We start from the raw sequence: 21,201 nt of genomic DNA, 5'->3' as shown, positions 1-21,201 counted from the left end.
CAAAGGATGTACACCATGACGTCGGTAAACCCGCGCGCCAGCACTTCCAGCGAGATGTCCGACTTTCTCAAGGCGCATCCGGACATCCAGTACGTTGATCTGCTGATCTCCGACATGAATGGCGTGGTTCGCGGCAAGCGTATCGAGCGTGCCAGCCTGCACAAGGTCTACGAGCGTGGCATCAATTTGCCGGCGTCGCTGTTCGCCCTCGATATCAACGGCTCGACCGTGGAGAGCACCGGCCTGGGCCTGGACATCGGCGACGCCGACCGGGTCTGCTATCCGATCCCTGGCACCCTGTGCTACGAGCCATGGCAGAAGCGCCCGACCGCGCAGCTGCTGATGACCATGCACGAAATCGAAGGCGAGCCGTTTTTCGCCGACCCCCGTGAGGTGCTGCGCAAGGTAGTGAGCAAGTTCGACGATCTGGGCCTGGATATCTGCGCCGCGTTCGAGCTGGAGTTCTACCTGATCGATCAGGACAACCTCAACGGCCGGCCGCAGCCGCCACGCTCACCGATCTCCGGCAAGCGCCCGCAATCGACCCAGGTATACCTGATCGACGACCTCGATGAGTACGTCGACTGCCTGCAGGACATGCTCGAAGCCGCCCGCGAGCAAGGCATCCCGGCCGACGCCATCGTCAAGGAAAGCGCCCCGGCGCAGTTCGAGGTCAACCTGCATCACGTTGCTGATCCGATGAAGGCCTGTGACTACGCGATACTGCTCAAGCGCCTGATCAAGAACGTCGCCTATGACCATGAGATGGACACCACCTTCATGGCCAAGCCCTATCCAGGCCAGGCCGGCAACGGCCTGCACGTGCACATCTCGCTGCTCGACAAAAAGACCGGCAAGAACATCTTCACCAGCGAAGACCCGCTCGAAAGCGCGCCGCTGCGCCATGCCATTGCCGGCGTGCTGGAAACCATGCCAGCGTCGATGGCGTTTCTCTGCCCGAACGTCAACTCGTACCGCCGTTTCGGCGCGCAGTTCTATGTACCCAATGCACCGAGCTGGGGCCTGGACAACCGCACCGTGGCCGTGCGCGTGCCGACCGGCAGCAGTGACGCAGTGCGCCTCGAACACCGCGTCGCCGGTGCCGATGCCAACCCGTACCTGATGATGGCGTCGATCCTGGCCGGCATTCACCACGGCCTGACCAACCAGCTCGAGCCGGGTGAGCCGATCGAGGGCAACTCCTACGAGCAGCTCGAACAGAGCCTGCCGAACAACCTGCGCGACGCCCTGCGTGCGCTGGATGACAGCGAGATCCTCAACCAATACATCAGCCCGGACTACATCGACATCTTCGTCGCCTGCAAGGAAAGCGAGCAGGCTGAGTTCGAGGTGTCGATTTCCGACCTCGAGTACAACTGGTACCTGCACACGGTGTAAGCCCATGAGCGCAAACGTGGTCCCTCTGATCGGTGTCAGCGCCTGCCGCCAGCAGGTCGGCAAGAATGCTTCGCACACCGTTGGCGACAAGTACGTGGAGGCGGCCGGCTATGCCGGGATCCCGTTGATCCTGCCTGCGCGCGATGTTGGCAGCGACCCGCTGGCACTGCTGTCGATCCTCAATGGCATCGTTTTCACCGGCTCGCCTTCCAATGTCGAGCCGCACCACTACAATGGCGCCGCCAGCGTTGCCGGCACCCGCCATGATCAGGCGCGTGATCGCCTGACCCTGCCTTTGCTGCGCGCAGCCATCGCCGCCGGCGTGCCGGTGCTGTGTATCTGCCGCGGCTTTCAGGAATTGAATGTGGCCCTGGGCGGCAGCCTGCACCAGCGCGTGCAGGAGCTGCCCGGTTACCTCGACCACCGCGAACCGCAGGACGCGCCGCTGGAGGAGCAATACGGCCCTCGGCATCTGGTGCGCACTGAGGCGGGCGGGCTGTTCGAGCGTTTTGGCCTGCCTGAGCAGTTCGAGGTCAACTCGCTGCACAGTCAGGGGATCGACCGTCTGGCCGCTGGCCTGCGTGTCGAAGCACGGGCCCCGGATGGCCTGATCGAAGCGGTGTCGATGCTGGACGCGCCGGGCCTGGTGCTCGGCGTGCAGTGGCACCCGGAGTGGCGTTTCGCCGAAAACCCGGTCTCGCTGCGCCTGTTCAAGGCGTTTCGCGAGGCCTGCAAGGCCCATGCTGTGCGGGAGGTTTCACGCCAGAAAACAGTCTGACGTCAGCCGAAGGTCTCGGATGACTCACCCCCGACAGCAAGCTTTCAATGAGTGAAAGCGGACCCTCAGCGGTCTGTGAAAACAATACCAATATCGACGGCGAATACTCATGAGCGAAAACACAGACAACGGCCGCCCGCCCGGTGCGGCGGCCGCTTCAGACGGCAGCGCCCCTCGCGCCAGCAAAGGCCTGGCCAAGGGCCGGCTGGGCTTGCTGGCCAGCGTGGTGCTGGGCATTTCCACCATTGCCCCGGTCTACACCCTGACCGGCGCGCTTGGCCCGACCGTGCGTGAGGTCGGCGCACACCTGCCAGCAGTGTTCATTGTCGGCTTCCTGCCAATGCTGTTGGTTGCCCTCGGCTACCGTGAGCTGAACGCGGCAGAACCGGACAGCGGCACCTCGTTCACCTGGTCGGCCCGCGCGTTCGGCCCGATGATCGGCTGGATCGGCGGCTGGGGCCTGGTGGTGGCGACCACCATTGTGCTGTCCAACCTGGCCGGCGTGGCGGTGGACTTCTTCTATCTGTTCCTCGCGCAGATCACTGGCGATCAATCGCTGGCCGCGTTGGCCGACAATCTGCTGATCAACATCATCACCTGTTGCGTGTTCATCGCACTGGCGGTATGGATCTGTTGTCGCGGCATGGGCACCACCATGACAGTGCAGTACGGCCTGGTGGCCTTGCAGTTGCTGGTGCTGATCGGTTTCGCCTTTGCTGCCTTCGGCGAAACCACCGCGCCACCACCACTGGCGTTTGACCTGGCCTGGTTCAACCCTTTCGGCGTCGAGTCGTTCTCGGCGTTCGCTGCGGGCTTGTCGTTGTCGATCTTCATCTTCTGGGGCTGGGACGTATGCCTGACCGTCAGTGAAGAGTCGATCGGCAGCGATGAAGTGCCGGGCAAGGCAGCGACCTGGACGGTGCTGTTGATTCTCTGCCTGTATCTGCTCACCGCCATCGCCACGCTGCAGTTCGCCGGGATCAGTGATGTCGGCCTGGGCCTGGGTAATCCGCGCATTCAGGAAAACGTCTTCGCTCACCTGGCCGGCCCGGTCATGGGCCCGTTGGCGATCCTCATGTCGATTGCGGTGTTGGCCAGTACTGCAGCGTCGTTGCAGTCGACGTTCGTTTCGCCTGCGCGCACGTTGCTGGCGATGGGTTACTACGGCGCGGTACCAAAGCGTTTCGCCAAGGTCTGCCCGCGTTCGCAGACGCCACGCTACGCCACCATTTGCGCGGGCATTGCCGCAGCACTGTTCTACGTGACCATGCGTACCCTCAGCGAGAACGTGCTGGCCGACACCATCACCGCGCTGGGCATGATGATCTGCTTCTATTACTCGCTGACTGCCTTTGCCTGCGTCTGGTACTTCCGCCGCAGCCTGTTCAGCAGCCTGCGGCACTTCCTCATGCGCGGCGTCTGCCCGTTGCTGGGTGGCGCAATCCTGTCGGTGATCTTCGTGCGCACGGCAATCGACAGCGCTTCGCCAGATTTTGGCAGCGGCTCGCATGTGGGTGGGCTGGGGCTGGTGTTCGTGATTGCGGCGATCATCTCGCTGCTGGGCATCTGCCTGATGCTGCTGTCGCGGCTGCGCCTGCCGGCGTTCTTCCTCGGCGCCACCTTGCAGCAGCAGGCCAAGCTGCAACTGCAGGAGTGAAGTGATTTGGGGCCGCTATCGGCCCCAAGACAGATCAGCCAACCAATTGCTCGAGCAGCGCACCATGGCGCTGCTTTTGCTTTGCAAGCAGCAGGCGATTGGAGCGGAATACCGCTTTGATGTCCGCCAGCGCCGCATCGAAATCATCATTGATGATCACGTAGTCGTACTCGTCGTAGTGAACCATCTCGTTGACCGCTTCCTTCATGCGCCCTTCGATGATCTCTTCGCTGTCCTGGCCGCGCCCGGTCAGGCGTTGGCGCAGCGCATCCTGGCTCGGCGGCAGGATGAAGATCGACAGGGCATCAGGCATCAGTTCGCGCACTTGCTGGGCGCCTTGCCAGTCGATTTCCAGAATCAGGTCAAAGCCCTCATCCAGGGTGGATTGCAGGGCGCTGCGGGAGGTGCCGTAAAAGTTGCCGAACACCTCGGCGTGCTCGATGAAGTCACCCTTGTCGATCAGGCTCTGGAACTGCTCGCGGTCGACAAAGTGATAATTGACCCCGTCTTTTTCGCCCGGTCGCATTGCACGGGTGGTGTGCGAGACCGATACGCGGATATGCGTGTCTTCCCGAGTGATCGCCGTGAGTTCGGTAACCAGGCTGGTCTTACCCGCGCCAGATGGCGCCGAGATGATATAGAGAGTGCCGCTGCAGTGGTTCATGGTCGGGATGGCCTTACTCGATGTTCTGTACTTGTTCACGCATCTGCTCGATCAACACCTTGAGGTTGACCGCCGCCTGCGTACTGCGCGGGTCGAATGCCTTGGAGCCAAGGGTGTTGGCTTCGCGGTTGAGTTCCTGCATGAGGAAATCCAGGCGTCGACCTGCAGCACCACCGGACTTGAGCACCCGGCGCACTTCAGTGATGTGGGTGTTGAGGCGATCCAGCTCCTCGGCGACGTCGCTTTTTTGCGCGAGCAGGACCATCTCCTGCTCCAGTCGCTGCGGGTCGAGTTCGGCCTGCATGTCATGAAAGCGATCGAGGATCTTCTGCCGCTGCACCGCCAGCATCTGCGGCACCAGCGCGCGTAGAGTAGTCACTTCACTGGTCATGCCGTCGAGGCGCTCGTTGATCAGCCGGGCCAGCTCCTGGCCTTCGCGCTGGCGACCGGCCTTGAGCTCCTGGACCGCTTCGTCGAACAAGGCGATGGCTTCGGCATTGAGGGCCTGCGGATCGCTGGCATCGGCCACCAGCACGCCGGGCCAGGCCAGCACTTCCAGCGGGTTCAGCGGCGCGGGCTGCTTGATCAGGCTGGCGACGGTTTCGGCGGCGGCGACCAGTTGCGCGGCGCGCTCGCGGTCGACCTGCAGCGGCTTGCCGGTGCTGTCTTCATTGAGGCGCAGGGTACATTCGACCTTGCCCCGTGACAGCCCTTGGCGCAGGCCTTCGCGCACCGCGCTTTCAAGCTCGCGCAGGGCTTCTGGCAGGCGCAGATGCGGCTCCAGGTAGCGGTGGTTGACCGAGCGCAGCTCCCAGACCAGAGTGCCTTGGCTGCCGGCGCGCTCGACGCGAGCAAAAGCGGTCATGCTGTGCACCATGGCGGACTACCTCGCATAAGAATGATGGGGCAGCCGGGTCAGGCTGCAAGGCGCGCGATTGTAACGCAGAGTGGGCTGCGCGCCCAATTTCGGCCGTGTCATCGATCGCCTTGGCCGCAGCTAGGAGTAGTCGACAGGCTGGCGCCTGCGACGATAGGCATGTCCTCGCCGGGCTGCGGGCTTTATAATGCTCGGCAGATTCGAATCCCAGTACAGGTATCCCAAATGAAACGTCCAAGTGGTCGCGCCGCCGATCAGCTCCGCTCGATCCGCATCACCCGCAACTACACCAAGCACGCCGAGGGCTCCGTACTGGTCGAGTTCGGTGACACCAAGGTCATCTGCACGGTCAGCGTCGAAAACGGCGTGCCGCGCTTCCTCAAAGGCCAGGGCCAGGGTTGGTTGACTGCCGAGTACGGCATGCTGCCGCGTGCGACCGGTGAGCGTAACCAGCGCGAAGCCAGCCGTGGCAAGCAGGGTGGCCGCACCCTCGAAATCCAGCGCCTGATCGGCCGCTCGCTGCGCGCTGCGCTGGACATGAGCAAGCTCGGCGATGTCACCCTGTACGTCGACTGCGACGTGATCCAGGCTGACGGCGGTACCCGCACCGCTTCGATCACTGGTGCCATGGTTGCACTGGTCGACGCCCTGGCGGTGATCAAGAAGCGCGGCGGCCTCAAGGGCGGCAACCCGCTCAAGCACATGATCGCTGCTGTATCGGTAGGCATGTATCAGGGCGAAGCAGTGCTTGACCTGGATTACCTGGAAGACTCCGCGGCCGAGACCGACCTCAACGTGGTCATGACCAGCGCGGGTGGCTTCATCGAAGTGCAGGGTACCGCTGAAGGTGCACCGTTCCAGCCTGAAGACTTCAACGCCATGCTGGCGCTGGCGCAGAAAGGCATGAACGAAATCTACGACCTGCAGAATGCGGCTTTGGCTGACTGATTGCAGTTGTAACCGCTGGGGCCGCAAAGCGGCCCCAGTGTATGTCAGATCGTCAGAGTCCAGTCATAGTCCACAATCAGTGGCGCATGCTGGGAGAACCGCGGCTGACGCGGCAGGCGGGCACTGCGCACAAAGCGGCGCAAGCCTGGCGTGAGGATCTGGTAGTCGAAGCGATAACCCAGGTTGAGCATCTCGGCCTGTTCGTTATCGGGCCACCAGCTGTACTGATCGCCTTCGCGGCTGACTTCACGCAGCGCGTCGACATAACCCATGTCACCCACGATCGAATCCATCCACGCCCGCTCGGGCGGCAGGAAACCAGGTGACTGCTGGCTGTCGCGCCAGTTTTTGATGTCGAGCTTCTGCTGCGCCACGTAGAACGAGCCGCAATAGATGTATTCACGACGCTTGCGCCGCTGTTTGTCCAGGTACTTGCCGAAATCGTCCATTAACTTGAATTTCTGGTTCAAGTCTTCGTCGCCGTTCATGCCCGAAGGCAGCAACAGGCTGGCAATACTGACTTTGTCGAAATCTGCTTGCAGGTAACGTCCGTAGCGGTCGGCTGTCTCGAAGCCCAGGCCGGTGATGACTGCCTTGGGCTGCATCCGCGAATAGAGCGCCACACCACCTTGGGCGGGCACCTCTGCATCGCAGGCATAAAGGAAATAGCCATCGAGCTGGAAAGCTGGGTCGTCGAGTTCAAAGGCCGAGGCGCGGGTATCCTGAAGGCAGATGACGTCGGCATTCTGGGCTTGTAGCCAACTGAGCAAACCACGCTCGGCTGCAGCCTGAATGCCATTAACGTTCACACTGATGATCCGCATAAATGGCCCCAAAAATCTCGTGCGTGTATGATACCCGAGCTCAACTCATTTAGCTAAATCCGTGGTGTCTGGGACTTTTTCATGCAGCCGTATCAGCGCGACTTCATCCGTTTTGCCATCGATCGCGGCGTTCTGCGCTTCGGTGAATTCACCCTGAAATCGGGGCGTACCAGCCCGTACTTCTTCAATGCGGGGCTGTTCAACAGCGGCTCGGCACTGGCGCAGTTGGGACGTTGCTACGCGGCGGCCATCGTCGACAGCAAAATCCCCTTCGACGTGCTGTTTGGCCCGGCCTACAAAGGCATCCCGCTGGCTTCGGCCACTGCGGTCGCCCTGGCCGACCAGCATCAGCTGGACGTGCCGTGGTGCTTCAACCGCAAAGAGGCCAAGGCCCATGGCGAGGGCGGTAGCCTGGTCGGCGCACCGCTGGAAGGCAATGTACTGATCATCGATGACGTGATCACCGCCGGTACCGCGATCCGTGAAGTGATGCAGATCATCAGCGCGCAGCAGGCCAAAGCCGCCGGCGTACTGATCGCGCTCAACCGCGAAGAGCGTGGCAACGGCGAGCTGTCGGCGATCCAGGAAGTGGAGCGCGACTTCGGTATCCCGGTGGTCAGCATCGTTTCGCTGACCCAGGTGCTCGAGTTCCTCGCTGACGATCCGCAGCTCAAGCAGCACTTGCCAGCGGTCGAGGCGTACCGCGCGCAATACGGGATCTGATCCCGCAGCAGGGCCCGTGCTTGCGCGGGCCACTGGTTATGCTGGTAGAATGAGACCAATTCTCATTCACGCTTGTCATATCCTGTGCATCCTAATTCAGCGGCGATTCACACTCAGCATCAGGCCATCGATCAACTTTACAGCCATCATCACAGTTGGCTGCAGGGCTGGTTGCGCCGACGCCTGGGCAATGCCGCCGACGCTGCCGACCTGGCGCAGGATACCTTCCTGCGGCTGCTGCGCAGCGGCACTGGCGAGCCGTCGTGCGTCACCGCTCCGCGTGCGTATCTGGCGACCATCGCCAACCGCCTGAGCCTCAACCTGTACCGCCGGCGTTCGCTGGAGCAGGCCTACCTGGACGCTCTGGCGCTGACGCCGGAAGCGTTGTCGCCGTCGCTGGAGCATCAGGCGCTGGTGCTCGAAGCCCTCGACGAGATCGATCAAGTGCTCGCCGTGTTGCCGGGCAAGACCCGCCAGGCGTTCCTGATGTCGCAGCTTGAAGGGTATACCCAGGAAGAGATCGCCAGCCGGCTCGACCTCAGCTTGCGCTCGGTGCAGCGCTATCTGGCGCGCGCATTCGAAGAGTGCATCGTGCTCGCCAGTGAAAACCTGCCGTATGAATAACACACCGATCGACCGGCGCATCGCTCGCGAAGCTGCCAGCTGGTTTGTGCGCCTGCAGCACAGCGCTGCCGGGCCCGCCGAGCACGCCGCTGGCGCGGAGTGGCGTGCGCGTCATGCCGACCATGAGCGTGCCTGGCAACTGGCCGCGCGCTTCAGTGCCCAAGCGCAGTTGCTCGCCGGTGATGCCGAGCGCACCGCCCTGGAGCGGCCACGAGCGGTCGAGCGCCGCCAGGTGCTCAAGACCTTGGCATTGCTGATCGTTGCGGCTCCGCTGGGCGTTACCGCTTACCGCAGTCTGCCCTGGCGCGAGTGGCAGGCGGACCAGCGCACCGCCAGTGGTGAGCAGCGCAATGTGCCCTTGCCCGACGGTGGCCAGATCCAGCTCAACACCGCCAGCGCCATCAATATCGACTACGACGAGAGCGTGCGCCGGGTACGCCTGATCGCCGGCGAAATACTCATCGAACTGCCCCGCCAGCCGTCCAGTCGGCTGTTCATCGTCGAGACCAGTGAAGCGCAGTTGGAGCTGCTTGGCAGCCGCTTTGTACTGCGCCAGTACCCGCAAAGCACCTATCTCGCTGCGCTGGATGGCGCCGCGCTAGTGCGCCCGAAGTTATCCCGAGGTGAGGAAGGCCGGTTGCGACTGGCTGCCGGCCAGCAGACCTACATCAGCGCACTGGCTGCGCAACCCGCGACGGCGCTGGCGCAGAACCATCTCGACTGGCTCAGTGGCACGCTGCGTGTAGAAAAAATGCGCCTGGACGACTTCATCAACGAGCTGGGCCGCTATCGCTCCGGCCTCCTGCGCTGTGATCCGGCAGTCGCTGGGCTGCTGATCTCGGGTACGTTTCAGCTGCGCGACACCGACCAGATCCTGCGCGGCCTGAGCCAGACCCTGCCGGTCAGCGTGACTTACCGAACGGCCTACTGGGTCACCGTCACGGCACGTGCGAACGTTTAGCAAATCGCTGGCGGGTTTTTCTCAGGCTGCGTGTCCCTCCCATAACTACATCACTTTTGCAGGGCAGGGACGGACACATGGCGACGACGCAGGGCACGCAACCACTGGCGCGGGCAGTACACGCGGCTGCATTGGGTTTGATCATCGCGGGCAGCGGCCTGACTGCTGCGGCGCTGCAGGCTGCTGAGCAGGCTGCCCAGCAGCAGCGCACGTACAAGGTGCCAGCCGGTAACCTGAGCAATGCCCTGTCTGACTTCGCCAGCCAGGCCGGTATCACGCTGCCCATTGAGCCGGGGCTGGTGGAAGGCTTGCGCAGCCCGGGCCTGAATGCCGCCGCCAGTGTGCAGGGCGGCCTGCAGCAACTGCTGCAAGGGACCGGCCTGCAAGCCGCGCCGCAGGGTAATGGCCTGTATCTGCTGAGCCCACAGAAAGCTGGCAGCGGCCTTGAGCTGGGCGCTACCAGTATCCATGGCCAAGGCCTGGGCGAGACCACCGAGAACAGCGGTTCTTACACTACAGGCGCCATGCAGACAGCCACCAAGCTGCCACTGACCCTACGCGAGACGCCGCAATCGGTCAGTGTGGTTACTCGCAAGCGCATGGACGACAAGGCCATGACCAGCATCAGCGATGTGGTCAAAAGTGCGCCGGGATTGTTCTTGAACAACTCTGGCGGCCCGGGCCGGCCCAGCTTCAGTGCGCGCGGCTTTGACGTCGACAACGTCCTCTACGATGGTTTTCCCACCAGCTTGCTGACCTACGTGCCCAGCGGCGAGGCCAACCTGGCCATGTATGACCGGGTCGAGATTGTCCGTGGTGCTGCCGGCTTGACCCAGGGTGCGGGCAACCCTGCGGGCGCGATCAACCTGGTACGCAAGCGCCCGACCCATCAGTTTCAGGCCACCCTTACCGGCACCGCCGGTAGCTGGGACGACTACGGCGGCACGCTGGACGTCGGCGGCCCATTGAATGAGAACGGTACCCTGCGCGCGCGCACCGTGGTATCGCGACAGGACTCAAAAAGCTTTCGCGACTCGGTAGAGAGCGATCATGACCTTTTCTACGGCGTGGTAGACGCCGATATCAGCGACAGCACCACCCTGACCGTTGGCGCCTACCGGCAGAAAAATCACACCAACTACATTTGGGGCGGCTTGCCCATGGCCCGTGGCGGCGGCCATCTGGGGCTACCCCGCGACACCTTCCTGGGGCACGACTGGGAATACTCGGACGACCGCACTACCGGTTATTTCGCCACTCTCGAGCAGGGGCTGGGCGATGACTGGACGCTGCGCATGGCCGCGATGCAGGCGACCACCGAAACTGAAGTGTTGGCCTCTTCGGTGTGGGCCTACAATCGCCACTATCTGTGGGCGGAAGACATGCAGCAAAAGGAAACCGGCTATGATCTGGCGCTCAATGGCCCCTTCCAGTTGCTCGGCCAGAGCCATGACCTGACCTTTGGGGTCAGCAAGCGCAAGCTGGATTATCGCTCAACCACGCCCTGGGGCATTTTTCTTGACTCGGGCACCAACCTGTTTGCCTGGAATCCACGCGGGCATGTCAAACCGGACTTCGATACTGGCGCCTACGGCCGTCCCGAAACCACCACTCAGGACAGCGTCTACGCCAGCACCCGTCTGCGTCTGACCGAGCCGCTGTCGTTGATTGTTGGCGGCCGTGTCGACTGGTACGAATTCGAGGACAGCAAAAACAGCGAAGCGAGCTACAAGGTCACCCGCAATCTGACCCGCTATGCCGGGCTCGTCTACGATCTGGACGTCCACCATTCGGTGTACGTCAGCTACACCGATATCTTCAAGCCGCAGAGCAGCAAGGGCCTGGACCGGAAGGTGCTTACACCGGTGGTGGGCGAGAATTACGAGATTGGCATCAAGGGCGAGTACTTCGAGGGGGCGCTGAACGCCAGCATGGCGCTGTTCCAGATCGACCAGAAAAACCGTGGCCAGGAACTGCCCGACGCCAAAGGCTGCGGCGCAGGTGCCGCCAGTGCCTGCTATGAAGCGTCAGGGTTGGTCCGCAGCCGTGGTATCGACCTGGAAGTGCAGGGCGCATTGACCGACAACTGGCAGCTTGCCGCCGGTTATACGTATACCCAGACCAAATATGTCAGTGATGCCAATCCAGCTCGCGAAGGCGAGGACTTTGATCGGACCAAGCCGCGTCAGCTGTTCAAGCTGTCGACCATCTACACCCTGCCGGGTGAGTTGCAGCGCTGGCGGGTGGGGGGAGATGTCTACCAGCAGAGCCGCATTCGTACCGCGGGCGGCACGGGTAGCACGGCGTGGGAGAACCAGCAGGGATCCTACACCGTGGTCGGTCTGGTGGCGGGTTACCAAGCCAGCGAGCAGCTGGATCTGCAGGTCAACCTCAACAACCTGTTCGACCGCACCTACTACAGCAGTGTGGCCAATGGCGCTTACAGCCCGTATGACATCTACGGCGATCCACGCAACGTCAAACTGACGGCCCGTTACAGCTTCTGATCAAGTTGGGATTGCTGGGGGCGCTTTCGCGCCCCTTCGCAAGACAATGGATTCAGTCTGTACCGTACTTGGGCGAGCGCGGGCCATACAGAATGCCGCCGTTCGGATACGGTGACAGCAACCGCGCGCTGGTCATGCCGGCAATCGGGTAGCCGGCGTCATCCTGCACGCTGCTGATGACCTGGTTGACCGCCGCCATCACCAACATGCCGATCAGGCCACCCTGGTTCTGCCGACCTTCCTCACTGGACGCTGTGGCGCTACCGGTCCACAGCGTGGTGCCGGTCTTCAGGTCGACCAGCTTGGCGCTGGCGGTAACGATGGTCGCGCTGCTGAGCACCATGTAGCGGGTGCCGTAGTCACTCACGGTCACGTACAGGCCGGCATCGGCGCCGAAGATTTCCTGCAACTTGCTGGTCGGCAGCTCATGGATATCCGACGGCGTAGTCATGCCGTTCTGGCGGAAGGTCTCGTCGACCAGCGCCACCGGCATTACGTAATAACCCGCTTCGGCCAGCGGATAGGTCACCTGCGCAAGCATGCTGTAGGTGGCCTTGACGTCCGGCGACTGGTTCAGCGGCGGCAGAATCAGGATCGACTTGGGCCGCGCCTGCTTGTACGCCGAGTAGTCCACGCTGCGGCGCTCGGCGCAACCGGCGAACAAGGCCAGCACGCAGGCGCCGACGATCAGTTGGGTGATCCGCTTGATCATTGCTTGGCTCCTTTGCGCGCGTTGTTCATGAGAAAGTCCATGTACTTGGCCGACTCAGGGAACAAGGCCTTTTCAGTCTGGAACTGCTGAATCATCTGGTCGTCCTTGCCCAGGCTGGAATAGATCAGCCCCAGCTGCGCGTGGTAACCCGGCGGCACGGCGCCATTCTTGGCCTTGATCTTCTCCAGGTCGCGCTCAAGGGCGATGGCCTGTTCTTCCTTGGCCTGGCCCTTGAAGTACTCGTTGACCTGCGGCTGGTAGCTTTCCCACTGATACAGTGGTTTGTGCGGGGTGCCGCAGCCGGTCAGCAGAACGCTGCCCAGCACAACGCCGGCGACCAGGCGCCAGCCTTGAGAGATGATGCTCATGAAGGTGTCTTCCTTGTTGTGCTGCTCAGCTTATCGGGCTTGAGGCTTCCATTGGCCGTTGTCGATCGCGTCGACCATCTTGTTGATCGCTTCGCGCATGGCCAGGTCGAGGACCTTGCCGTTGAGCGTGGAGTCATAGCTGGCGGTACCGCCAAAGCCGATGATCTCGCGATTGGAAAGGGCGTACTCGCCGGCACCCTGGGTCGAATAGACCACTTCCGAGGTGCTGATATTGACGATGTTCAGCGCCACTTTGGCGTAGGCGATCTGGGTCTTGCCGCGGCCAAGAATGCCGAACAGCTGGTGGTCGCCGACTTCTTTGCGGCCGAACTCGGTGACGTCACCGGTGACCACGAAATCCGCACCCTTGAGCTTCTGCGCCATGCCCTTGATGGTTGCTTCCTGCTGGATCTCGCCCATGTTGTCGCGATCAAGCACATTGAAGCGGTTGGTCTGCTGCAGGTGGGTGATGAGGATGGTCTTGGCCTGGCCGCCGAGGCGGTCGACGCCGTCGGAGAAGATCCCGCGCATGTAGCTGGAACGGTTGTCGAACTTGCCCACAGCGATTGGGGTGCGTTGGCCGCTGTACGGGCGGTTGACGCTTTCGACCTGTTGCACGGCAACAGCTTTGGACGTTTCAGTGGCGCAGCCGGCGAGGGACCCGACAGCCAGAACGGCTGCCAGCACGAGTCCATGTGATGCGTATTTCACGCGCTTTCTCCAGGGTAGATATTAGTTTTTGCAGGGGTGTTGCGGGTCCGCTTTGCGGCCCTTCGCGGGCAAGCCCGCTCCCACAGGATGCACTGCTGGCCCTGTGGGAGCGGGCTTGCCCGCGAAGGGCTGCCAAGCAGCCCCGACAAATCAGGCCAAAGCGCGCTTGCTGTTGGTGATCAAAGTGCCTACACCGCTGTCGGTGAAGATCTCCAGCAGCACCGCGTTCGGTACGCGACCGTCGATGATGTGCGAACTCTGCACGCCGCCCTGGACTGCTTCCAGTGCGCATTTGATCTTCGGCAGCATGCCGCCGTAGATGGTGCCGTCGGCGATCAGCTCGTTGACTTGCTCGGTGGTCAGGCCGGTCAGGACCTGGCCCTGCTTGTCCATCAAACCGGCAATGTTGGTCAGCAGCATCAGCTTCTCGGCCTTCAGCGCTTCAGCAACCTTGCCGGCAACCAAGTCGGCGTTGATGTTGTACGACTCACCGTTGGCGCCGACACCGATCGGCGCGATCACCGGGATGAAGTCACCGCGGACCAGCATGTTGAGCAGGTCGGTGTTGACCCCGACCACTTCGCCGACGTGGCCAATGTCGATGATCTCGGGCGAGGTCATCTCTGGCGTCTGGCGGCTGACCTTGAGCTTTTTCGCGCGGATCAGTTCGGCGTCCTTGCCGGTCAGGCCGATGGCGCTGCCGCCATGGCGGTTGATCAGGTTGACGATGTCTTTATTGACCTGGCCGCCGAGCACCATCTCGACCACGTCCATGGTCGCCGAGTCGGTCACGCGCATGCCGTCGATGAAGTGGCTCTCGATCGACAGACGCTTGAGCAGGTCACCGATCTGCGGGCCACCGCCGTGCACTACCACCGGGTTGATGCCGACCGCTTTCATCAGCACGATGTCGCGGGCAAAGCCGGTCTTGAGCTCTTCGCTCTCCATCGCGTTGCCGCCGTACTTGATCACCAGCGTCTTGCCGACGAAGCGACGGATGTAAGGCAGCGCTTCGGACAAGACTTCGGCTACATGGGAGGCGGCTTCGCGATCGAGGGTCATGCAGGGCTCCAGTGGGTACGGATAATCGGTCAGAACGGCAGTTGCAGGTCAGGGGCAACCCGCAGCAACTGCGCGCGGAAAACATCCTTGATACGTTGCAATTCGGCCTCGCTGTCGGCTTCGAAGCGCAGCACCAGCACCGGCGTGGTGTTGGAGGCGCGGACCAGGCCCCAGCCTTTGGCGTAGTCGACCCGCACACCGTCGATGGTGGTCAGGTTGGCTTCACCCCAGTCGGCGTCGCGTTGCAGTGCATCAATGATGCTGAATTTACCCTCGTCGGTCACATCAATATTGATTTCCGGCGTAGAGATGTCGTTCGGGAATGCAGCGAACAGGCTCTCGGCGTCCTGCTCGGCCTGGCTCAGGATCTCGAGCAGGCGTGCGGCGCTGTAGATGCCGTCGTCAAAGCCGAACCAGCGTTCCTTGATGAAGATGTGCCCGCTCATTTCGCCAGCCAGCAAGGAACCGGTCAGCTTCATCTTCTTCTTGATCAACGAGTGACCGGTCTTCCACATTAGCGCGCGACCGCCGTGCTGTTCGATCAGCGGGGTCAGGCGACGGGTGCATTTGACGTCGAAGATGATCTCGGCGCCTGGGTTGCGCGACAGCACGTCCTGGGCAAACAGCATCAGCAGGCGGTCGGGGTAGACAATGCTGCCGGTGTTGGTCACCACGCCCACGCGGTCGCCGTCGCCATCGAAGGCCAGGCCGATATCGGCGCCGGTTTCCTTGACCTTGGCAATCAGGTCTTGCAGGTTTTCAGGCTTGCCCGGGTCCGGGTGGTGATTGGGGAAGTTGCCGTCGACCTCGCAGAACAGCGGGATCACTTCACAGCCCAGGGCCTCGATCAGTTGCGGGGCATTGACGCCCGCTGCACCGTTGCCGCAGTCGACCACTACCTTGAGTTTTTTCGCCAGTTTCACATCGCCGACGATCTGCTGATGGTAGCGCTGGAGGATCTCGACCTGCTCGACGCTGCCTTCGCCGCGGCTCAGGTCATCTGTTTTCAGGCGGGTCAACAGGGCCTGGATCTGCTCGTTGGCGAGGGTGTCGCCGGCGATGACGATCTTGAAACCGTTGTAGTCGGACGGGTTGTGGCTACCGGTGAGCATCACCCCGGAGGTACCGGCCAGCACGTTGGCGGCGTAATACAGGGCAGGGGTTGGCACCAGGCCAACGTCGCTGACCTTGCAGCCGGCTTCGACCAGGCCCTTGATCAGTTGCTCGACCAGCATCGGCCCGGACAGGCGACCGTCACGGCCAACCGAGATATTCGGCTCGCCCTGAGCGAGGGTCTGGGCGCCGATGGCACGACCGATCCAGTAAGCGGTTTCAGCGTGCAGGGTCTTGCCGACCACGCCGCGGATGTCATAGGCGCGGAAGATGCTCTCAGGCAGTGCAGGGACCAGCTGGGCCATATCGTTCATCTCTGGGAAAGCTCCAATGTCTAAGGCTTCTGGGTAGGCGCAAACTGCACGCTTGGACGGTACTTTCGCCAGAGAGTTCGCCATCCGTGGCGCAAACGATCGTTCTCTGGCCGTTATTGGCTGCCCGAATGACCGAAGCCGCCAGCGCCACGTTGGCTCTCGTCGAAGGCCTCGACGATGTCGAAATGCGCTTGTACCACAGGTACCAGGACAAGCTGTGCAATACGCTCGCCAATGTTGATGGTGAAAGCGCTATTGCCGCGGTTCCAGCACGACACCATCAGCTCGCCCTGGTAATCCGAGTCGATCAAACCGACCAGGTTGCCGAGCACGATGCCGTGTTTGTGGCCCAGCCCCGAGCGCGGCAGGATCAACGCCGCCAGGCCTGGATCGCCGATGTAGATCGACAGGCCGGTCGGGATCAGCAGGGTCTGGCCCGGCTCCAGAACGGTGTCCTGTTGCAGCATGGCGCGCAGGTCCAGGCCAGCGGAGCCAGGCGTGGCGTACTGCGGCAGGGGGAATTCGGCGCCGATGCGCGGATCGAGAATCTTGGCTTGAAGAGCGTGCATGTAACTTATTGAACCTGCTTGAGTCGTTCGGCGATAAAAGCAACCAGCTGGCGGGCGATCTTGCCCTTGCTGGTCTGCGCGAATAGGGTCTGGTGCTGCTGGCGGTCGATCACGGTCAGGGCGTTTTCCTCGCTGTTGAAGCCGATGCTGGGGTTGGCCACATCATTGGCGACGATCAGGTCGAGGTTCTTGTCCTTGAGCTTGCGCGTGGCGTAATCGAGCAAGTGTTCGGTCTCGGCGGCAAAGCCGACGCTGAACGGGCGGTCGGCACGGCCAGCAATGGTCGCAAGGATATCCGGATTACGCACCATCTGCAGCAGCATGCCGTCGCCGGTCGTAGGATCCTTCTTGAGCTTCTGCGTGGCGACTACTTCCGGGCGGTAGTCCGCAACCGCAGCCGAAGCGATGAACAGGTCGCACGGCATAGCGGCTTCGCACGCCGCGAGCATGTCCCGCGCGCTTACCACGTCAATCCGGTTGACCCGGTCGGGGGTCTGCAGGTGCACCGGGCCGGTCACCAGGGTTACCCGAGCCCCGGCTTCGGCAGCCGCTTCGGCCAGGGCGAAACCCATCTTGCCGGAGCTATGATTGGTGATGTAGCGCACCGGGTCGATGTTTTCCTGGGTCGGCCCGGCGGTGATCAGCACGTGCTTGCCGGTCAGTGCCTGGCGCTTGAAGCTCTCGGCGGCGCACCAGGCCAGGTCGGTGGCTTCAAGCATGCGGCCAAGGCCGACATCACCACAGGCCTGGCTGCCGGAGGCCGGGCCGAATACCTGAATGCCACGGCTTTGCAGCAGTTCCAGGTTGGCCTGGGTCGCCGGGTCGCGCCACATCGCCTGGTTCATCGCCGGGGCGACGGCGACGGTGGCGTCGGTGGCCAGCACCAGGGTGGTCAGCAGGTCATTGGCCATGCCTTGGGCCATGCGCGCCATGAGGTCGGCGGTGGCCGGGGCAATGAGCACCAGATCGGCCCACTTGGCCAGTTCGATGTGGCCCATCGCCGCTTCGGCGGCAGGGTCGAGCAGGTCCATGTGCACCGGGTGACCAGACAGCGCCTGCAAGGTCAGCGGGGTGATGAACTCGGCACCGCCGTGGGTCATCACCACGCGCACCTGGGCGCCGTGTTCCAGGAGTCGGCGAATCAGCTCGGCGCTCTTGTAGGCGGCGATGCCGCCACCGACGCCGAGAACGATGCGCTTGCGATACAGCCGCTGCATAGGCTTGCCTTTTTTCAGTAAGCGGATGACGACGATGGGGCCTGCGGCAGATCGTCGCATTTTTGAAGCGAAATAGGTTAACACACGGCTTAAACGCGCCGCAGCAGCACTCAAGGAGCAGTAATGAACATCAGGGAATGGCCGGCCGACGAACGGCCGCGAGAAAAGCTGTTACAGCGCGGCGCAGCCGCATTGTCCGATGCCGAATTGCTCGCCGTGCTGCTGGGTTCGGGGGTGGCCGGGCGTAATGTCGTCGACCTTGCCCGCGGCTTGCTGGTGCGCTTTGGCGGCCTTCGCCAGTTTCTCGAGGCGCCACGCAGCGCAGTGCTCTGTGAGCCTGGGCTGGGACCGGTTAAGTACGCGCAGTTGCAGGCGCTGCTGGAGACCGGGCGGCGTTATCTGCACGACACCATCGAACGTGCCCCCGCGCTGGAAAGCCCGATGGCAGTGAGGCGTTACCTGAAATCGATGCTGCGCCATGAACCTAGTGAGGTATTTGGCTGCCTGTTTCTCGACTCCAAGCACAGGCCGTTGGCGTTCGAGATCCTCTTTCGCGGCACCATCGACCGGGCCAGCGTGTACCCACGTGAGGTAGTCCGGCGCTCGCTGGTGCACAACGCTGCGGCGCTGATCATCTGCCACAACCATCCTTCCGGGAGCAGCGAGCCGAGCCAGGATGATGTGCACCTGACCATGACTCTCAAACGCGGGCTGGCGCTGATCGATGTGCGTGTGCTCGATCACCTGATCATCGGCGAGGGCGAGCCGCTGTCCATGGCCGAGGAGGGCTGGATCAGCGGCTGATCATGCTTAGCGAGTGACCGAGACCTTGCTGAAGTCCAGCCGCCCGAACGGGCTCACCTGGTAGCCCTCGACACCCTTGGCCAGCAACGTTGCGGCGGTTGGGTGAGCCAGCGGCAGCCACAAAGCCTGTTGCTGGATCAGTGCCTGGGCCTGCTGATACAACCGGCTGCGCACGCTTTGGTCGTTGGTGGTGCGGCCAGCGTTGATCAGCTGGTCCAGACGGCTGTCGCAGAAGCGCGCGAAGTTGGTCCCGGACTTGACCGCCGCGCAGGAAAACTGCGGGCTGAGGAAGTTGTCTGGGTCGCCGTTGTCGCCGGCCCAGCCCATGAACAGCAAGTCATGCTCGCCGGCTTTGGCGCGGCGGATCAGCTCGCCCCACTCGATCACGCGGATTTCGGCCTTGATGCCGATCTTGGCCAGGTCCGCCTGCAGCATCTGTGCGCCGAGGTTGGGGTTGGGGTTGAGCAGGCTGCCCGACGGGCGGGTCCAGATGGTGGTGCTGAAGCCGTCTGGCAGGTCCGCCTTGGCCAGCAGCGCCTGGGCTTTTTTCAGGTCGGTCGGGTAGCCAGGCAGGTCCTTGGCGTAACTCCAGGTGTTGGCCGGGTAAGGGCCGTTGGCGGCGGTTGCGGTGCCCTCGAACACGGCTTTGAGATAACTCGACTTGTCGAAGGCGAGGTTGATCGCCTGACGCACCTCGGGCTTGTCCAGCGGCGGATGCTGGCTGTTGATGGCGACAAAGGCGGTCATGAAGGCAGGGGTGGACTCGACCTTGAGCTTGGCGTCCTCGTTGGCCGCAGTGATATCCAGCGGCTTGGGCGAAAGCGCCACCTGGCATTCGTTGCGCTTGAGTTTCTGCAGGCGCACGTTGGCGTCCGGGGTGATCGCGTAGATCAGCGGCCCGACCGCAGGTTTGCCGCCGAAGTACTCAGGGTTGGCCTCGTAGCGCACCTGCGCGTCCTTCTGGAAGCGTTTGAACACGAACGGGCCGGTACCTATCGGTTGCGTGTTGAGCTTCTCTGGGGTGCCTGCCTTGAGCAGCTGATCGGCGTATTCAGCCGAGTAGATCGAGGCAAAGCCCATGCTCAGGGTGGCCAGGAAGGTCGCATCCGGATGGCTCAGGGTGAAGCGCACGGTGTGCGGGTCGCTGGCATCGATCGATTTGATCAGGCTACCCAGCTGCAGCGACTGCGCGTGCGGGTAGCCGCCGGGCGCGGTCTTGTGCCAGGCGTGAGCGGGGTAGAGCATGCGCTGGAAGCTGAACAGCACATCGTCGGCGTTCAGGGCCCGGCTTGGCTTGAAGTAGGCGGTGCTGTGGAATTTGGCGTCGTCACGCAGCTTGAAGTCGTACACCAGACCGTCGGCCGAGACCGTCCAGCTCAGCGCCAGGCTTGGCACCACTTTGCCCTGCTTGGCATCGAATTCGACCAGACGGTTCATCAGCACGTCGGCCGAGGCATTGGTGGTAGTCAGCGAGTTGTACTGCACCACGTCGAAGCCTTCCGGGCTGGCTTCGGTACACACCACCAGTGGTGCGGCCTGGGCGAGGCCGGCCAGCAGCAGGCTGGATGAAAACAACAGGGAACGAGCGGCGGCGCGCATGTAAAGTCCTTGGCTGATCAGTGACCCATCTGCCGGTGCAGTCTGGAAATGTCCTACCCTAGTGTGCGAACTGACAAATGACCACACCCTTTTTTACAAACGTAGCGACGAGCGGTCGACAGCCTGCAACCCTAGTCGTTATGCTTGCCGCACTCGCTTGGCCTGCTGCAGAAAGTCATTTTCTGTTGTTGTGGTCGAGTCTTTCTGATATAAAGCAGCGCTCTTTTCTAGGGGCTCGCTCTGTCGCGAAAGCGGATCAGGTTGATAAGACCCCCGGAAACACGGCGCCTAGCGCCATAGACTGAGAGATTAAGCGGCCAACCCATGCCGGGTTGGGCATGTGGTTTTAGAGGGCTGAGGCATGTCGAGAGTCTGTCAAGTTACCGGTAAGGGTCCGGTGACTGGGAATAACATTTCCCACGCAAACAACAAAACCCGTCGTCGTTTCCTGCCAAACCTGCAGCACCACCGTTTCTGGGTTGAGTCCGAGAAGCGTTTCGTGCGTCTGCGCGTTTCCGCCAAAGGCATGCGTATCATCGACAAGCGCGGCATTGATGTCGTTCTGGTTGAAATCCGCCGTGCTGGCGCCAAGGTTTAAGGGAGAGCATCATGCGTGAATTGATCCGTCTGGTATCGAGTGCTGGCACTGGCCACTTCTACACCACTGACAAGAACAAGCGCACCACCCCGGACAAGATCGAGATCAAGAAATATGATCCGGTCGTCCGTAAGCACGTGACCTACAAGGAAGCCAAGATCAAGTAATTGATC

The 21,201-nt window shown here is 62.3% G+C and carries 21 protein-coding genes and 1 pseudogene; 11 read left to right on the top strand and 11 right to left on the bottom strand.

Going from position 1 to position 21,201, the window contains the following annotated elements; genetic code table 11:
* Positions 1–15 precede the first annotated feature (15 nt).
* The 3 genes from M2396_RS11485 to M2396_RS11475 all read left to right on the top strand — a co-directional run bounded on the left by M2396_RS11485 (position 16) and on the right by M2396_RS11475 (position 3,833).
* The gene (locus M2396_RS11485) at positions 16–1,398 is read left to right on the top strand and encodes a glutamine synthetase family protein (RefSeq protein WP_103435549.1); all 1,383 of its coding nucleotides are present in this window, start codon (positions 16–18) and stop codon (positions 1,396–1,398) included.
* A gap of 4 nt (positions 1,399–1,402) precedes the next feature.
* Positions 1,403–2,176: a gamma-glutamyl-gamma-aminobutyrate hydrolase family protein gene (locus M2396_RS11480; RefSeq protein WP_101322877.1), complete on the top strand. Its 774-nt coding sequence runs from the start codon at positions 1,403–1,405 to the stop codon at positions 2,174–2,176.
* Between the two features lie 109 nt (positions 2,177–2,285).
* On the top strand, positions 2,286–3,833 hold the full coding sequence (locus tag M2396_RS11475; protein WP_101322878.1) for an APC family permease: 1,548 nt from the start codon (positions 2,286–2,288) through the stop codon (positions 3,831–3,833).
* Positions 3,834–3,867: 34 nt separating this feature from the next.
* On the opposite strand, the gene gmk is transcribed toward M2396_RS11475, so the two are convergent.
* The gene (gene gmk / locus M2396_RS11470; protein ID WP_101322879.1) at positions 3,868–4,497 is read right to left on the bottom strand and encodes a guanylate kinase; all 630 of its coding nucleotides are present in this window, start codon (positions 4,495–4,497) and stop codon (positions 3,868–3,870) included.
* A 13-nt stretch (positions 4,498–4,510) separates the two neighbouring features.
* Positions 4,511–5,374 carry a YicC/YloC family endoribonuclease gene (locus M2396_RS11465; RefSeq protein WP_150571444.1) on the bottom strand — a complete coding sequence of 288 codons (864 nt, stop codon included), beginning with the start codon at positions 5,372–5,374 and terminating at the stop codon, positions 4,511–4,513.
* Between the two features lie 225 nt (positions 5,375–5,599).
* Between M2396_RS11465 and rph the strand changes: the two genes are divergently transcribed.
* Entirely contained in the window at positions 5,600–6,322 is a 723-nt protein-coding gene (gene rph / locus M2396_RS11460; protein WP_101322881.1) for a ribonuclease PH, read from the top strand.
* A 44-nt stretch (positions 6,323–6,366) separates the two neighbouring features.
* On the opposite strand, the gene M2396_RS11455 is transcribed toward rph, so the two are convergent.
* On the bottom strand, positions 6,367–7,146 hold the full coding sequence (locus M2396_RS11455; protein ID WP_101322882.1) for an exodeoxyribonuclease III: 780 nt from the start codon (positions 7,144–7,146) through the stop codon (positions 6,367–6,369).
* A gap of 81 nt (positions 7,147–7,227) precedes the next feature.
* Between M2396_RS11455 and pyrE the strand changes: the two genes are divergently transcribed.
* From pyrE to M2396_RS11435, 4 genes are all read left to right on the top strand, one after another.
* Positions 7,228–7,869: an orotate phosphoribosyltransferase gene (gene pyrE, locus M2396_RS11450; RefSeq protein ID WP_101322883.1), complete on the top strand. Its 642-nt coding sequence runs from the start codon at positions 7,228–7,230 to the stop codon at positions 7,867–7,869.
* A gap of 105 nt (positions 7,870–7,974) precedes the next feature.
* A complete protein-coding gene (locus M2396_RS11445; protein ID WP_150571455.1) occupies positions 7,975–8,493 on the top strand; it encodes a sigma-70 family RNA polymerase sigma factor in 519 nt (172 codons plus the stop codon).
* Positions 8,486–9,454, top strand: a complete 969-nt coding sequence (locus tag M2396_RS11440; protein ID WP_150571445.1) for a FecR domain-containing protein — start codon at positions 8,486–8,488, stop codon at positions 9,452–9,454. The genes M2396_RS11445 and M2396_RS11440 overlap by 8 nt, the downstream gene beginning before the upstream one ends.
* A gap of 77 nt (positions 9,455–9,531) precedes the next feature.
* Positions 9,532–11,961: a TonB-dependent siderophore receptor gene (locus M2396_RS11435; protein ID WP_188036954.1), complete on the top strand. Its 2,430-nt coding sequence runs from the start codon at positions 9,532–9,534 to the stop codon at positions 11,959–11,961.
* Positions 11,962–12,013: 52 nt separating this feature from the next.
* Here the strand turns inward: M2396_RS11435 and M2396_RS11430 are convergent, their stop codons facing one another.
* The 7 genes and pseudogenes from M2396_RS11430 to coaBC all read right to left on the bottom strand — a co-directional run bounded on the left by M2396_RS11430 (position 12,014) and on the right by coaBC (position 18,027).
* The gene (locus M2396_RS11430) at positions 12,014–12,673 is read right to left on the bottom strand and encodes a DUF799 domain-containing protein (protein WP_101322884.1); all 660 of its coding nucleotides are present in this window, start codon (positions 12,671–12,673) and stop codon (positions 12,014–12,016) included.
* Entirely contained in the window at positions 12,670–13,041 is a 372-nt protein-coding gene (locus M2396_RS11425) for a DUF4810 domain-containing protein (protein WP_188036955.1), read from the bottom strand. The genes M2396_RS11430 and M2396_RS11425 overlap by 4 nt, the downstream gene beginning before the upstream one ends.
* Positions 13,042–13,071: 30 nt before the next feature.
* Positions 13,072–13,752, bottom strand: a complete 681-nt coding sequence (locus tag M2396_RS11420) for a CsgG/HfaB family protein (RefSeq protein ID WP_101322886.1) — start codon at positions 13,750–13,752, stop codon at positions 13,072–13,074.
* Positions 13,753–13,902: 150 nt separating this feature from the next.
* Entirely contained in the window at positions 13,903–14,814 is a 912-nt protein-coding gene (gene argB, locus M2396_RS11415; protein ID WP_150571447.1) for an acetylglutamate kinase, read from the bottom strand.
* Between the two features lie 29 nt (positions 14,815–14,843).
* Positions 14,844–16,217: pseudogene (locus M2396_RS11410) on the bottom strand (phosphomannomutase/phosphoglucomutase); the annotation flags it as partial.
* Positions 16,218–16,354: 137 nt separating this feature from the next.
* Positions 16,355–16,810 (bottom strand): dUTP diphosphatase, encoded by a 456-nt coding sequence (dut, locus tag M2396_RS11405; protein ID WP_150571449.1) that lies wholly within the window; start codon positions 16,808–16,810, stop codon positions 16,355–16,357.
* A gap of 5 nt (positions 16,811–16,815) precedes the next feature.
* Positions 16,816–18,027, bottom strand: coding sequence for a bifunctional phosphopantothenoylcysteine decarboxylase/phosphopantothenate--cysteine ligase CoaBC (gene coaBC / locus M2396_RS11400; protein ID WP_101322890.1), 1,212 nt, complete (start codon positions 18,025–18,027; stop codon positions 16,816–16,818).
* 123 nt (positions 18,028–18,150) lie between these two features.
* Between coaBC and radC the strand changes: the two genes are divergently transcribed.
* On the top strand, positions 18,151–18,831 hold the full coding sequence (gene radC, locus M2396_RS11395; RefSeq protein WP_259074822.1) for a RadC family protein: 681 nt from the start codon (positions 18,151–18,153) through the stop codon (positions 18,829–18,831).
* A 6-nt stretch (positions 18,832–18,837) separates the two neighbouring features.
* On the opposite strand, the gene M2396_RS11390 is transcribed toward radC, so the two are convergent.
* Positions 18,838–20,430, bottom strand: a complete 1,593-nt coding sequence (locus M2396_RS11390; protein WP_259074819.1) for an ABC transporter substrate-binding protein — start codon at positions 20,428–20,430, stop codon at positions 18,838–18,840.
* 361 nt (positions 20,431–20,791) lie between these two features.
* Between M2396_RS11390 and rpmB the strand changes: the two genes are divergently transcribed.
* Complete coding sequence (rpmB, locus tag M2396_RS11385) at positions 20,792–21,028, top strand: 50S ribosomal protein L28 (RefSeq protein ID WP_101322893.1); 237 nt, start codon at positions 20,792–20,794, stop codon at positions 21,026–21,028.
* An 11-nt stretch (positions 21,029–21,039) separates the two neighbouring features.
* Entirely contained in the window at positions 21,040–21,195 is a 156-nt protein-coding gene (rpmG, locus tag M2396_RS11380) for a 50S ribosomal protein L33 (RefSeq protein ID WP_021702025.1), read from the top strand.
* The last annotated feature ends 6 nt before the right edge of the window (positions 21,196–21,201 follow it).

Source organism: Pseudomonas sp. BIGb0278 (assembly GCF_024809895.1).
Lineage (GTDB): Bacteria > Pseudomonadota > Gammaproteobacteria > Pseudomonadales > Pseudomonadaceae > Aquipseudomonas > Aquipseudomonas shirazensis.
The sequence above is the reverse complement of the archived record's forward strand: the minus strand, read 5'-3'. Positions and strand labels throughout refer to the sequence as shown.